Genomic DNA, 14,082 nt, shown 5'->3' with positions numbered 1-14,082 from the left:
CCCCGCAAAAGCAGAGTCCAATTAGATGAATTTACGGCGACCGTGGTTAACGTGATGCCGTACGCAGTGTCCTTTTTTTAGTCGCGACTGCGGATGCGGGGATGGTGAGGGCTTCAGGAGTTGCACCGTACATTGCGTAATGTCGAACCGCAGCGGCGCCCTCAATGTTTGCGCGTGCATCTAATTTTTCAGCCAATGCCGACAGAAAGCTTTTTAAGTCGGTGCTTCCATGTCTTGCCAGAAAATTCCCCGTCAGCTCCTCGATACATGCTTGCCGCGACGTCGGGTACAGCGTGCTGGCCACATGCGATGCTCCGACGGACAGCTCCAACACATACGCAGTTTCAATATGGGCCGATGTTGCGTTTTCCTTCTTCACCTTGTTGCTCATGCTCTCTTTCTCCGTCGATATATTGCGCGACCTGCTGAACGTGCTTTGGAGTTCTTTGCCTTTTCATCTAGAGCAATTTGGTGACGCAGGTATCGAACAACGTGCAAAATGTGCCGTGCCGATGCTCGGCAAGAAGGCTGCCACGACACGCAGCACTTCCGGATTGTGAATCATGCCCCAGTGACTCACGTTGTCCACTTCGATGTTCCGATGATACTCGGACTCGGTCCCAACGCATCCTGCCCACCCCACGATACCATCGGATGGCGAATATACCGATGTGCAAGGGACCAGAGGGTCTATACTCCGCCGCCCGAGCAGCGCCTCATCCAACGAGTTCGGCCAGGGTGTGCAGACCGGCTTGCCGATGATCCTGGCGGAGCACGGTGAAGTCGCCGAAGTTGCTCTGCTGCATGTGACTGTTCCGTGCGCGGTCGTCGAGAGTGCGCTGGATCGTAGATTGAGCCCACTCCCGCACATGCTGTGCGCAATGCTTGCGTGAGTCGGTACGATGCCGTACCGGGCATACAGGTAACATGCCGGCGCGGCAGACCATGCCGCGCACAATTCACGCAATATCGAGACGCGGGCGAGAAATTCAGCTCGTGCGGCACACACTGGCCGCGGCGGATCCTGCAGCCTACGCCAGGATATGAAATCCCGCATCTGCGTAGATGACAGAGCCGGTCAGCGTCATGCCCGCATCGCTTGCAAGCACGGTTGCGATTCGTCCGATCTCCTCGATCGTGACAAGATGCCGTGCCGGCGTGTGCGAGCGGACATCGTCCAGCAACGCATCGAAAATGGTCGATGCCGGACGCTGGGCGTGTTTTGACGGCGCCGGCGGAGATCTGATTGCAATAAGCCAGTGCTTTGGCCGCCGCTTTGCGCCAGCTATGGCGCCTAGGTAGCTAGCGGGATATCGGTCGCAGACGCGGTTTGCGGCGACCCTCAGCGGCCGCGAGGGTGCCGGCCGACAGTTCGACGATTTCCGACGTGATTTCTTCCTGCCGCAACTGGCGAAAGTTGCCGGCCAATCGTTCGAGCGTGTTGTGGACGTTCGTGCGTGCGGCGATCATCGCCCGCATGCGTGCTTCGTTTTCGGCGGCGAACGACAGCATGATGGCTTCGCAGAGTTGCACGAACACATACTCCTGCGCGAGTCGTTCCAGCAACCGCTGGGGGGCGAGGGTGACGAGCGGTGCGTCGCGGCCAGGCGTGATCGACAACCGATCGAAGTCGAAGGGCAAAAGCATCTGCTGCGAGACTTCAATTGTTGCGGATGAATTCGGCACCGCATGCACGATCTTGACCTGAGCCGAACACCCGGCCTCGAGGCGCTCATACAAAGCGTTGGCGAGGCGATCGGCGAGCGCCGGCACTTCGTCGGCATGCGTGACCATCGGCGCCGACCAGCCAATGTTGAGCCCGCGTTCCGCTGCGGCCACGTTGCCGCGGTCGCCGACCATGAAATACTCCGTCGGTGAAGCCGACGCCGAGCTGACCGCCGCATCGATCACATGTTCGTTGAACGTGCCGACAAAACCCTGTTCGGCACCCAGGATAATCGTTAGTGCTCCGCCTGCCGAGGCGTTGGCAGATGTGGACAACGCATGGCGGCCGGCCAGCACAAGGGCATCCCCGATCGCTGCACCGACCATCCGCGCGCACGCCTGAATGCCGTCGAGATGACTGCGGGCTTCACGCGAGCGGGCCGCGGCGATGCCGCGCATCGCACCCACTACGGATTCCAGGCCGTGCACGCCCGTCATGCGCGTCTGAACTTCACTGAGCTTGTTACTCATGGGACCCCGTCTTGCGTGGAAGGCGCGGCGCTGACCTGGATGGCAAGGTCACGCACGGCGGCGACTAGCGCGGTAAGTGCGGCCACCTCGAGCGATCCGGACGAGACGAGCGCCGCGCTGGCCACAGGGCCGCCGTTGGTATCGAGATGCGCAGCGAGACGCCCGCGGACTGTCGCAATGGCACTGGCCGGTAGCGTATCGAATACGCCGTCGGCGAGCGCGGCCAGTAGCGCGATCTCATCGACGGCACTTAACGGCGCAAAACGCGGTTGTGTAATCAATGCACGGATCCGCTCGCCGCGGACCACCTGGGCCTTGACACGAGCCTCCATGAGGCCGCCGAAGCGGGTGAACATCTCCAGTTCCAGAAACTGTGAGTAGTCGAGCCGCAGGCGCCCCGATACTTTGCGCAACGCAGGTAACTGCGCCTTGCCGCCGACCCGGCTCACACTCAGGCCGACGTCCACCGAAGGCCGCTGGTTCGCGGCGAAAAGCGCGGCGTCGAGCATGATCTGCCCGTCGGTAATCGAGATCAGATTGGTGGGAATGTAGGCTGAAAGATTACCGGCATCGGTTTCCGCGATCGGCAAGGCGGTCAGCGAACCGCCGCCCAGTTCCGCCGACAGTTTCGCAGCGCGTTCCAGCAGTCGTGCATGGAGATAGAAGATGTCGCCCGGATAGGCCTCGCGACCCGGCGGCTCGCGCGTGAGCAACGCGAGTTCGCGATGGGTCGCAGCGTGCTTGCTCAGATCGTCGATCACGATCAGCGCGTGTTGCCCACGGTCACGGAAATATTCGGCGATGGAGAATCCGCTGAACGGCGCAACCCATTGCAAGCCGGGCGACGCGGCTGCCGATGCGACCACGAATACGCACCGTTCGGGCGCGCCGTGCCGGCGCACGGCATCGATGACGCGTTGTACTGCCGTGGCGCGCTGGCCGATCGCGACATACACGCAGATCATGTCCGAGTGCTTCTGGTTGACGATGGTGTCGATCGCGATCGAAGTCTTGCCGGTCGTGCGATCGCCGATGATCAGCTCGCGCTGCCCACGCCCGATCGCGAACAGCGCATCGATCAGCAGAATGCCGGTCGCGACCGGTTGCGCAACCAGGTCCCGGTCGATGATGGACGGCGCCGGCCGTTCGATCGGCAGATGCATGGCGGCCTGGATCGGTTCGTCGCGATCGAGCGGCCTGCCGAGCGGATCGATCACGCGTCCCAGCAGGCCTGGGCCGACGGGTACTTCGACCACTTGCCCCGTTCCGGTCACACGCGAGCCGGCGGTGATGGCGTCGCCATCGTCGAGCAGCACGGCGCCGATGGCGTCAGTGTCGAGCGTGAGCGCGAAGCCGAGCCGGCCATCTTGAAAGCGTAGCAATTCGTTCAGCCGGACCTCCGGCAGGCCGGAAACCGACGCGATGCCGTCTGACACGTGTTCGACCCGGCCGACCGTTTCAGCGTGCGCAGCGAACTGCGCGCGCCCGAGCACGGCGCGACTGCCGGCGAGCCAGTCGTGGTCGGCTGCCGCGCACGCAGGCTGCTTAAGCTGGGACTGTGTCATGAGCGAGTAGCGCCGTTTTCAGGCCAGCCAGATCGTGACGGAAACTGTTGTGCACGAGCGCATGAGGCGCTTCCAGTTCAAGCCCTGCGATCACCGCGGGATCGACTGTGACCTGAATCTGCAGTTCATGACCCAACGCCTGCGCGAATGCCGTGCGACAGGCAGCCAGTTCAGTTTCGGTGAGCATGCGCGGCGCGGTCAGCCGGACGGCGCCATCGTCGCCGGTCAGTTGCGCCCGGGTCGATTCGGGCAGTTTGGCGAGTTCGCTAGCGAGCCCGTCAATGAAGCCGGCAACCCGCGCCTCCGCAGGCAACCGGTCGAGCAGCCGCGCCGCGATGTCGAGCGCAAATTGCGAGGCGCGGTCGGCGTCGGCTGCCGCGGCGTCGCGCCGGCTGGCGTCGGCCGCAGCCTGGGCGGCGGTGCGCATCTGTTCAGTTTCGGTGCGGACTGCCTCTTCCAGCGACGTTTTGAGTTGTGCCGCTTCGGCCGTCGCGGTTTCGAGCAGGTGCGCACGCTGCCCGGCGAGCTGCGCGCTGTCTGCGTCGACCTTCTGCCGTTCGTCGAGCGCTGCCGCTTTGGCGGCGGCGGCCTCAGTGATCAGCACCGCCGCGGTGCGTTGACGCTCGGCCACGATTTTTGCTACCGGGCGAAACAGAAAGCGCGCCAGCAACCAGACGAGCACAAGCGCGTTGAGGGTCTGAAAGCCGAGCGTCCACCAGTCGATATGCATGATCGCTCCAGGCTCATTTGATGAAAGGATTCGCGAACAGCACGAGCAACGCGATCACCAGGCAATAGATCGCCATGGTCTCGATCATCGCGAGACCGACGAACAGCGTCCGCGATATCGTGCCGGCCGATTCTGGCTGGCGGGCGAGGGCATCCATCGCGGCTGCAACCGCGCGCCCTTCGCCAAGCGCAGGTCCGATCGCGCCGAACGAAACGGCGAGCGCCGCCGCGAGAATGCTCACCACCTGGATAAGGTTGTTCATTACGCGTCTGCCTGTTTGCTGGAGGTGTTTGGGGGATTTTCGGCGAGTGCCGCGCCGATGAAGACCATCGCCAGCACGGTGAAGATGTACGCCTGCACCGTGCCCGTCAGAAGGTCTAGCGCCATGAGCGGAATTGGCACAAGGAGGCCGGCCAGCGACAGCACGATGCCGACGACGAACACGCCGCTCATCACATTGCCGAACAGCCGCACCACCAGAGAAAAGGTCCGCGTAATCTGCTCGATCACGTTCAGCGGGATCATGATCCACGTGGGTTCGGCGAAAGCGGCAAGGTACCGGAGCAGGCCGCGCGAGCGGACGCCATAAAAAATCGTCGCGCAGAAAACGATCAAGGCCAGCGCGGCATCGGTTTCGACATGTGCGGTCGGCGGTTCTACGCCAGGCAGGAGCGATGACCAGTTGCTGACCAGAATGAAGAGAAAGAGGGTGCCGACCAGCGCGCGATAACGTTCGGGCTCGACCTGCATCGTGTCGCGAATCTGGTCGTCTATCGTGCCGACGAGCAACTCCAGCAGCGTTTGCATTTTCGACGGCGTAAGCGACAAGCGGCGCGTGTAGCAGGCTGCGCCGGTCGCGAGCAGGGCCATGATGACCCATGTCGTCACCACGGGCGTCGAGATGCCGATCGGGCCGATATGGAACAGTGTGGCGGTGACGAGCGGTGAGGCGATCATGACGTCACCCGAACGCGCTGAACGCGCTGAAGAATAGCGAAGCGTGCGAGCAGCAGACCTGAGGCGCCGCACAGCAGTGCCCACGGGCCGAGCTTCGCCAACGCGAAGAACAGGACGGCCACGCCGGCCATGCGCAGCAGTTGCAGCGCCAATGCCCTGCAGGGCGAACCGGTGACGATCAGGCCGACGTTCCAGTGCAAGCTCGCGAAATGGATCGCGCCTGCCAGAAAGCCCACGCACAGGCCTGTCGCAATCTGGGCGATCAGCGGGAAGTGAGTTGTCATGGCCGATCCTGTCTGGTTTGCCGGTGCATCCATTTCCACGCCGACCATAGTCCGATGGCCGCTCCGACCATCAGCAGCGGAGCTGAAAAGAACACGCCGGTGGCGAAGTGCTTGTCGAGCCAGTGGCCGATCGCAAGTCCCAGCAAGGTAGGCAGAACGATCGTCCAACCCAGAATGCCAATCTGACCGAGGCGGCTCCCCAGCGACGGTTCGGGCTCCAGCTCCGCACGGCGCTTGCGTTGCACGGCCTCACGCGCCGCGCGGGCGAGCGCGTCGGCGGTGGGTTCGAGGTCGTCCGGCGACTCTGGGGTCGGCTGCGTCATGGCGTGGTCCCGCTGCTGTCAGTGGCTTCTGCAGGGCCTGCGGCCGGGCGCAGATAACGCAGCAATTGACGCACGGCCCGGGCATGCAGGCGGGTCTCTTCGACCCGGGCCCGGCGTACCACGTCGAGCTGCGCCGCGCGTGCTGCCCGAACCTGTTCTTCAAGGACGTCAAGCGAATCGCCCAGCATGCCTTCTCGGCACGCGATCGCCACATCGTGTCCGCCGAAAACCCGCAGCACACCTTCTTTCACCGCGCAAAAATGTTCGACGCCATCCGCTCCATGCCAGCGCAGCACGGACGGCGCCAGAACAGTCAGGAATGCGGCATGGCCCGGCAGAATGCCGAAGCTGCCGGTTTCGTCTTCGGCGCGCAGCGCGACGACCTGCTGGTCGTCCAGCAGCACGTGCGCAGGCGTGGCAATCGTCAGATGCAGGCTCGCGTTCATGATGAGGCGGCCTCCGCCGCGGGTTGTGGTTTCGCAGGTACCGGCGCTGCTGTCGCAGGTTGCACCGATGCGTTAGGCGTTGCGGGTTCGGCAGCCGCGGTCTCATGTGCGCGCGCTTCGCCGAGCGTGCCCACCATGTAGAACGAACTCTCCTGCCAGGTGTCGCAGTCGCCAGCCAGGATCGCCTTGCAACCGGCAATCGTGTCCGCGACCGCCACCGATCGGCCGGGCACGCCCGTGAAGGCCTCGGTGACGGCGAACGGCTGGGTCAGGAACCGCTGGATCCGGCGCGCACGTCCGACAATGCGCCGGTCGTCGACCCCCAGTTCCTCGACGCCAAGCAACGAGATGACGTCTTGCAACTCGCGATAGTGCTCGATGGTCTTGCGCACCTCGATGGCGACTGCGGCATGCTCTTCGCCGACGAAAGCGGGATCGAGCAGGATCGACGAAGAAGCAATCGGATCGATGGCCGGATACATGCCTTCGGCGGCCATCGAGCGAGACAGCACGATCATGCTGTCGACGTGCGCCGCGATCGTCGTTACCGCCGGGTCGGTGAAGTCGTCCGCCGGGACGTAGACGGCCTCGATCGCGGTGACCGACACGCCACCCACCGACACGATGCGCTCCTCTAGCGCCGCAACCTCGCTGGCGAGCGTCGGCTGATAGCCGACCCGCGACGGCAGCCGTCCGAGCAGCCCGGACACTTCAGCGCCCGCCTGCACGAAGCGAAACACGTTGTCCATCAACAGCAGAACATTCTGTCGACGCTCGTCGCGAAAGTATTCGGCGACGGTAAGCGCGGTCAACGGCACGCGCCAGCGCGCGCCGGGCGGCTCGTTCATCTGTCCGTAGACCAGCACCGTGCGCGGCAGCACACCGGAGCCGCGCATATCCAGCAGCATCTCGTGACCTTCCCGCGAGCGCTCGCCGACCCCCGCAAAAACCGAGATGCCTTTATACCGCTCGACCATCGCGTGAATGAGTTCCATCACGAGTACGGTCTTGCCGACGCCGGCGCCGCCGAACGTCGCCGCCTTGCCGCCCTGAGCGAGCGGCGTGAGCAGGTCGATCACCTTGATGCCGGTCCAGAAGATCTCGGTGGCCGCGCTCTGCGAGGCGAACGGTGGCGGCGCGCGATGAATGGGCCGGCGTGGCACGTCGACGGGAAAGGGCGCGCCGCGATCGCCCGGTGTACCTGTGACGTCGATCAGACGGCCAAGCATGGCTTCGCCAACGGGCACCAGGATAGGTCCGCCTGATGCCCGCACCGGTGTGCCGCGCCGCAGCCCGTTGGTGGACTGCAAAGCGAGCGCGCGGACCGTGCATTCGTCCAGATGAGCCTGCACTTCCGCGATGATCGGCGGTCCCTGATCGGAAAGGATCGACAGCGACTCTTCGATGAGCGGCAGGGCGGCGTTGTCGAACGCGACATCGACGATTGCGCCGCGCACTGCGATGACGCGGCCGCGTGGCACTCGTGTCATGGGATCCATGATTGGACCGCTCTTAGGCCGGTTGCACGATTGCGAACGCGGAACGCCGGCATGTGTAGCGGCCATCTGAAGACAGCCGCAGCAACTGCGGGCGCAACTGTCCCCGCCGGCAACCAGCCGGCGTTGCACGTGCAGAGCAGCCAGGTGGTCAAAGCCAATCCGACCAACCCGGGCGCACCGGTGTTGAGGCTCTTCGTATTCTTGATGAGCGTTCTCCCGCAGCATGGCCACAATAAACCGGAGCGCTGCGTGTCCGGATATATCAGTCACGCAGCGATATGAGAGGCAGCCGCCCGCATGACAGTCTTCAGGCCGAATCAGCGCACTGCGTGATAACGGCGGGATTCTGGACCGAGAACAGGTCTTGCGGCTTGTGGTGGCGCAGCTGCGAGAGGAGTCGCGGGCGTACTGAAAAATGTCTGCTTCCGCGGTTGCCAGCAGCACGAGTCGTCGGAGTTAAAACGCGGGGCAGCTATTACCAAAAGTGTGCGCAATCGCGTGACAGAAGTCGGTACGTTGCCGTACCGGCATTGCACAGGTCTTCAACTCATTCAAGAGTTCGAACAATGCCTCAACGGTTTGGTGGGGAGCCGCCATGCATGTTGAGAAATCGGCTGCGTCACGAATCGGTTATGTGGGGCCGGTGGCGGCTAACCGATCACCTCCTGTGGACCAGCCTGAATCACCGGGTGGAGGGGCTTGAACGTTACCGTACAGACGAGTCCATTCTGCCGTGAGACGGTCAAGTCTCGTACCCGCCCGGCGAATTGCGAATCGCCCTATCGGGGTAGGCATGTGTGGACCGGTGACAGCTGGCAGACTGCCCAGCCTTGATTGAATGAGCCATGGCAATCAGCAAAGGTTCTGGCATATCGTTCCTGCCGACAACAAGGCGAACGCGCGACTGATTGTGTCCCGGATTCTGCTGGATACGCTCGAGGGGCTCTCAATGGCCTACCCCAAAACAACAGCGCAGCGCCGGGAGGAGTTGAAGTCGATCCGCAAGGGGCTCGCGAACTGAGATATTGAGTGCACGGGAGTTAGGATTTCGCATCCCGACGTGAATTAACATCCTGATACGGCCCCTTAAATACGCGAACGGGACCACGCCCTGGACCCGGTACGGCACCGTACCGACGCTCGGCACAATCGCGCGCACCGTATTCTTGAACGCCTTGAGTATTTACTTTCAGGGCGCCCAGGACGGCCGCGCGAGGAATGATGAACCCTGATCGTCGGCCCTGCGAAAATTCAATTCGCGGGGCTTTCCAGCAAGGCCCGGCAATGCCGTGCGATTTGACGCTGTTCCTCCGTATGCATCACGCGGACCTTGGCTACGTGATGTCCTGGCGACAGACCGAGGAAGTCGAATTCCATACAGATCCTGTCGCGTATCTCAGGGCTGTGCTCGCCGATTCCGCCCGTGAAAACCCGCAGGTCGATTCCGCCCAGAAGGGCCGCGTACGCGCCGATCGACTTTCGCACGGCCGTCGCAAACACCTCCACGGCGAGCGCCGCGTCGCTATCGCCATCGGCGCTTCGTCTGAGCAGCGCCTGCATGTCGCTTTCGCCTCCAGCATATCCCGCGAGGCCGCTTGCGCGGTTCAGCAGAGTCTCCAGTCCGTCCGCATCGAGCCCCTCGACGCGCATCAGATAAAGCAGCACGCCTGGGTCCAGGTCGCCGCTACGCGTGCCCATCGGTATCCCACCTGTCGGCGTAAGACCCATCGACGTATCGACGGACTTCCCATCGCGCAACGCGCAGAGGCTCGAACCATTGCCCAGGTGGGCAAACGCCGTTCGAGCCGGCAAGTCGGCACCGAGTCTGTGCACGAGCGATTCGTACGATAGCCCGTGAAACACATAGCGGATTACGCCCGCATCCGCATAACGGCGCGGCAGCGGAAGATGCGCCGCGGGCGGCGGCAGCGTGCAATGAAAGGCCGTGTCGAAGCAGACGAAATGCTGCGCGTCGCCGAAGATGGCGGATGCCTCGTCGATCAGCGTCAGCGCCGGCGGAATATGCAACGGCGCAAAGTGCACCGCTTCCTGCAACTGCCGCTTCACCTCGGCGGTCAAGCGCCGATGGGTCCGCACATTCGGGCCACCATGCACCACCCGATGCCCCACTGCCACGGGCCGTCCATAGCCATGCTCGTCGAGCACCGACGCGAGCTTTTGCAAGGCGCCGGTTTGCGATTCCATCACGGGCGACATCTGTACATCGACGTTGCCGTCGCGAGACTTCATTTGCAGGCTACCGCCCGCGCGGCCGATGCCGTCCGCGCTGCCGTCCAGTAGCGGCGCCTCGTCGTCCGCAGCGACGCTGAACAGACCAAACTTGAGCGACGACGAGCCGCTGTTCAGCACGAGAATATCGCCTGTTTCCGGGTCTGTTCGTGTCATCGGGCTACCCCGTCAATGTCCAGTTCCGAATCGCTTCGCTATCGATGCCTTCGGTGTGCGCATACGCGAGATGTTCGATGATCTGCCCGCGGAGCCACTCCTTGGCGTGGTCGCCGACGCCTTGCAGGCACGCAACGCGATCGATCACGTCGATAGCCAGCGAAAACCGGTCGACCTGATTGGCGATGGCCAGTTCAAGCGGCGTGTTGATGTTACCTTTCTCCTGATAGCCGTGCACATGCATGTTCTCGTGGTTCGAGCGCCGGTAGCTGAGCTTGTGGACGAGGGTGGGATAGGAGTGAAAGTTGAAGATGACCGGTCTGTCGACGGTGAACAGCGAGTCGAAGTCGCGATTCGACAGACCGTGCGGATGATCGGTATCCGGCATGAGCCGGAACAGGTCGACCACGTTGACGAAGCGGATTTTCAGATCGGGGAACCGTTCCTTGAGTATCTGCACGGCGGCGAGCGATTCCATCGTCGCGATATCGCCGGCACACGCCATCACGACGTCCGGCTCGACGCCCTGGTCGGTCGACGCCCAATCCCAGATGCCGATGCCCTTCGTGCAATGCGTGACGGCCGCGGCCATGTCGAGATACTGCAAATGCGGCTGCTTGTCCGCGACGATCACGTTGACGTAATCGCGCGAGTACAGGCAGTGGTCGGCGACGCTCAGCAGACAGTTCGCATCGGGCGGCATGTAGATGCGAACGACGTCGGGGCTCTTGTTGGTGACGACGTCGAGAAAACCCGGATCCTGATGCGTGAAGCCATTGTGATCCTGGCGCCAGACGAGCGACGTAGTCAGCAGATTGATCGACGGTACTGGTTGCCGCCATCTCAGTTCGCGCTTTGCCTTCTCCAGCCATTTTGCGTGCTGGTTGACTATCGAATCGATCACGTGCACAAAGGCTTCGTAGGTCGCGAAGAGGCCGTGCCGGCCGGTGAGCGCATAGCCTTCGAACCATCCTTCGAGCGTGTGCTCGCTCAGCATCTCCATGACGCGGCCATCGACCGACTTCCCCGTCGTCCTCATCGTCGGGCCGAGTCTCGGCGAGCCACGTTTTTTCGGATGCTTCGTAGATGGCGGTCAGTTTATTGCTGGCGGTTTCGTCCGGACCGAATACGCGGAAGTTGGTCATATTGCGGCGCATGACGTCGCGTAAAAATCTCGCAAGCACATCGGTCGGCGGCATGTAGCTTGCCGCGGGTGCTTTCACGTCGACCGAATAGCCCCGAAACGGCGGCATATCGAGCGCTTTGCACAACAGGCCGCCGTTCGCATGTGGGTTGGCGCTGATGCGGCGCGTGCCGGCAGGCGCCATCTCGCGCAATTCGGCGACGAGCCTTCCGGCCTCGTCGAACAGTTCTTGCGGCCGGTAACTTTTCATCCAGCTCTCGACCAGCTTCAGACTGGTCTCGTTCGTCGCGGGATCCGCAATCGGCACCTGGTGCGCGCGCCATGATCCCTCTACCTTGTGTGCGCCGACCTCTTTTAGGCCGCTCCAGCCCTTCGGCGTGCGCAACACGATCATCGGCCAGCGGGGGCGTGTTGCGTCACCGCTCGCACGTGCGTGCTGCTGGATCGAGCGAATCTCGTCGATACAGCGTTCCAGCGTTCCGGCCATCTGGCGATGCATGGTCTCGGGATCGTGTCCCTCGACGAAATACGGCCGGTGACCGTAGCCGACCAGAAGCGCTTCGAGTTCTTCGCGAGGAATCCGCGCGAGAATCGTCGGATTCGCGATCTTGAAGCCGTTCAGATGCAGGATCGACAGCACGGCGCCGTCGCGAACAGGATTCAGAAATTTGTTCGATTGCCATGACGTCGCGAGCGGGCCCGTTTCTGCTTCGCCATCGCCTATCACCACGGTGACGATCAGATCGGGATTGTCGAAGGCTGCGCCGTAGCCATGCGAGAGGCAGTAACCGAGCTCGCCGCCTTCGTGAATCGAGCCCGGCGTCTCGGGTGTGCAATGCGAACCGATGCCGCCTGGAAAAGAAAACTGCCGGAAAAAGCGGCGTATGCCTTCTTCATTTTCGCTGCATTCCGGATAGATCTCCGAGTAGTGGCCTTCCAGATAGCAACTGGCAAGCGTCGCGGGCGCGCCGTGCCCTGGGCCGGAAATGTAGATGACGTTGAGATCGAGTTGCTTAATAAGCCGGTTCAGATGCACCAGCACGAAGCTTTGCCCCGGATCCGAGCCCCAATGGCCCAGCAGCCGGTTCTTGATGTGTTCGGGTTTCAGCGGCTCGCGCAACAAGGGATTGTCGCGCAGGTAAATCATGCCGGCAGCGAGATAATTGCACGCGGCCAGTACTGGTCTATTTTGCGCAGCGTGTCGGCAATTAGCGAGGATTCACCATCGGCGACATCGGACATATCAACACTCCTTGAGGCAAACTCCGTGTACAAATTCGGTGCGCTTGCGTTTGCGCCCGCAGACAAGGCCTGTATTTTCAGCACTAGTACAGCGTCCCGCAATTACCTTTAAAAATTGGTTGCATGGTCTATCCTGGTCGCATGAGCCGAGGTCGTCATGCAACGCCAGTGAAGCTGGCTAGGAAGGACCGGGAGGAACTGCTGGCGCTGATCAGGCGCACGACGGCTGCACAGCGTGATGTGACGCGGGCACGCATCGCGTTAATGGCCCATGAGGGCTACTCAGGCGCAGCGATCGCACAGGAACTGGGCGTGTCCGTGCAGACGGTCAGCCTGTGGCGCCAGCGCATTGCACGGCAAGGCGCTCGAGGTATCCGGGAGGGCGAGCGTAGCGGTCGTCCGCCGCGCATCACGCAGGAAGCGCGGCTGCAACTGATCGCGCTGGCGTGCGAGGTGCAGGACGCGCACGGCCGGGTTACGCCGACGCTCGATGAGATCATGGCGCGCGCCGTCGAGCGTGGGATCGTCGAACAGATCAGCCGCAGCCATGTGCAACGCATCCTGCAGGCCGGCGACGTTCGTCCGCATCGGGTGCAACAGTGGCTGCACAGTCCGGATCCGGCGTTTCGCGAGAAGGTCAACGTGATTTGCAGGCTGTACCGCAAGGCGCCGAAGAATGCGGTCGTGCTGAGCATTGACGAGAAGACCGGCATCCAGGCCATTGAACGCAAGCATCCTGGACGCGCACCCGCAGCGGGACGGTTGCGTCGTCGTGAATTTGAATATATCCGTCATGGCACACAGGCGCTGATTGCCGCGCTGGATGTGCATACCGGCCAGGTGCTGGGCAGTTGCCGCGACCGGCGCACCCAGGACGATCTGGTGGCCTTCATGGACAGCGTGGCAACCGCGTATCCGGGCAAACAGGTGCATGTGATCTGGGACAACCTGAACACGCATCGTGCACACGCCGTCTGGCAGGCGTTCAACGCGCGGCACAGCGAGCGGTTTCACTTCCACTTCACCCCTTTGCACGCGAGCTGGGTGAACCAGATCGAACTGTGGTTTGCGGCCTATACGCGCCGTGTGCTGCGTCACGCCAGTCACCTCAGCACTGCGCATCTGCGCGAGCGTACAGCGCATTTCATCCGCCAGCGCAATCAGACGGCGCGCCCCTTCAGATGGACTTTCCGGGGCTACCCGTTGCAAACTGGCGCATCCTGAACCGGAGCGCTCATGCCTGCCTTACCCGCGAAACATCATGCAAGCGAACTGCAGCGTCAACTGCGC

14 protein-coding genes and 1 pseudogene are annotated in these 14,082 nt (G+C 62.7%); 2 read left to right on the top strand and 13 right to left on the bottom strand.

The genetic code is table 11. The annotated features are described in order from the left end of the window. Positions 1-46: 46 nt before the first annotated feature. The 11 genes from FVF58_RS49740 to atpD all read right to left on the bottom strand — a co-directional run bounded on the left by FVF58_RS49740 (position 47) and on the right by atpD (position 8,000). Complete coding sequence (locus FVF58_RS49740) at positions 47-391, bottom strand: hypothetical protein (RefSeq protein WP_188131221.1); 345 nt, start codon at positions 389-391, stop codon at positions 47-49. 640 nt (positions 392-1,031) lie between these two features. Then, positions 1,032-1,184, bottom strand: coding sequence for an SDR family oxidoreductase (locus FVF58_RS54000; protein WP_246217590.1), 153 nt, complete (start codon positions 1,182-1,184; stop codon positions 1,032-1,034). A 118-nt stretch (positions 1,185-1,302) separates the two neighbouring features. Beyond that, positions 1,303-2,196 carry a F0F1 ATP synthase subunit gamma gene (locus FVF58_RS49725; RefSeq protein ID WP_149676800.1) on the bottom strand — a complete coding sequence of 298 codons (894 nt, stop codon included), beginning with the start codon at positions 2,194-2,196 and terminating at the stop codon, positions 1,303-1,305. Next, entirely contained in the window at positions 2,193-3,761 is a 1,569-nt protein-coding gene (locus FVF58_RS49720; protein WP_149676799.1) for a F0F1 ATP synthase subunit alpha, read from the bottom strand. The genes FVF58_RS49725 and FVF58_RS49720 overlap by 4 nt, the downstream gene beginning before the upstream one ends. Then, complete coding sequence (locus tag FVF58_RS49715) at positions 3,742-4,491, bottom strand: F0F1 ATP synthase subunit delta (RefSeq protein ID WP_149676798.1); 750 nt, start codon at positions 4,489-4,491, stop codon at positions 3,742-3,744. The genes FVF58_RS49720 and FVF58_RS49715 overlap by 20 nt, the downstream gene beginning before the upstream one ends. Before the next feature lie 13 nt (positions 4,492-4,504). Further along, a complete protein-coding gene (locus FVF58_RS49710) occupies positions 4,505-4,753 on the bottom strand; it encodes a F0F1 ATP synthase subunit C (RefSeq protein ID WP_046564982.1) in 249 nt (82 codons plus the stop codon). Next, on the bottom strand, positions 4,753-5,448 hold the full coding sequence (locus tag FVF58_RS49705) for a F0F1 ATP synthase subunit A (RefSeq protein ID WP_086909450.1): 696 nt from the start codon (positions 5,446-5,448) through the stop codon (positions 4,753-4,755). The genes FVF58_RS49710 and FVF58_RS49705 overlap by 1 nt, the downstream gene beginning before the upstream one ends. Beyond that, positions 5,445-5,732 carry an N-ATPase subunit AtpR gene (locus FVF58_RS49700; protein WP_188131220.1) on the bottom strand — a complete coding sequence of 96 codons (288 nt, stop codon included), beginning with the start codon at positions 5,730-5,732 and terminating at the stop codon, positions 5,445-5,447. The genes FVF58_RS49705 and FVF58_RS49700 overlap by 4 nt, the downstream gene beginning before the upstream one ends. Further along, on the bottom strand, positions 5,729-6,055 hold the full coding sequence (locus FVF58_RS49695) for an AtpZ/AtpI family protein (RefSeq protein ID WP_086909452.1): 327 nt from the start codon (positions 6,053-6,055) through the stop codon (positions 5,729-5,731). Before FVF58_RS49695 ends, FVF58_RS49700 begins: the two co-directional genes overlap by 4 nt. After that, a complete protein-coding gene (locus tag FVF58_RS49690) occupies positions 6,052-6,501 on the bottom strand; it encodes a F0F1 ATP synthase subunit epsilon (RefSeq protein ID WP_149676796.1) in 450 nt (149 codons plus the stop codon). The genes FVF58_RS49695 and FVF58_RS49690 overlap by 4 nt, the downstream gene beginning before the upstream one ends. Next, entirely contained in the window at positions 6,498-8,000 is a 1,503-nt protein-coding gene (atpD, locus tag FVF58_RS49685; RefSeq protein WP_149676795.1) for a F0F1 ATP synthase subunit beta, read from the bottom strand. Before atpD ends, FVF58_RS49690 begins: the two co-directional genes overlap by 4 nt. 838 nt (positions 8,001-8,838) lie before the next feature. On the opposite strand from atpD, the gene FVF58_RS49680 reads away from it, so the two are divergent. Then, positions 8,839-9,021 carry a hypothetical protein gene (locus FVF58_RS49680; RefSeq protein WP_149676794.1) on the top strand — a complete coding sequence of 61 codons (183 nt, stop codon included), beginning with the start codon at positions 8,839-8,841 and terminating at the stop codon, positions 9,019-9,021. 230 nt (positions 9,022-9,251) lie between these two features. Here FVF58_RS49680 and FVF58_RS49675 read toward each other — a convergent pair whose 3' ends face one another. Further along, positions 9,252-10,406: an acetate/propionate family kinase gene (locus FVF58_RS49675; RefSeq protein WP_149676793.1), complete on the bottom strand. Its 1,155-nt coding sequence runs from the start codon at positions 10,404-10,406 to the stop codon at positions 9,252-9,254. Positions 10,407-10,410: 4 nt separating this feature from the next. Continuing rightward, a pseudogene (locus tag FVF58_RS49670) lies at positions 10,411-12,792 on the bottom strand (phosphoketolase family protein). Positions 12,793-12,933: 141 nt separating this feature from the next. On the opposite strand from FVF58_RS49670, the gene FVF58_RS49665 reads away from it, so the two are divergent. Next, complete coding sequence (locus tag FVF58_RS49665; RefSeq protein WP_149676792.1) at positions 12,934-14,016, top strand: IS630 family transposase; 1,083 nt, start codon at positions 12,934-12,936, stop codon at positions 14,014-14,016. Positions 14,017-14,082 lie beyond the last annotated feature (66 nt).

This window comes from Paraburkholderia panacisoli (assembly GCF_008369935.1).
GTDB classification, from domain to species: Bacteria; Pseudomonadota; Gammaproteobacteria; order Burkholderiales; family Burkholderiaceae; genus Paraburkholderia; species Paraburkholderia panacisoli.
Note: the sequence above shows the minus strand (reverse complement) of the source record. Positions and strands in the feature narration are given on the sequence as shown.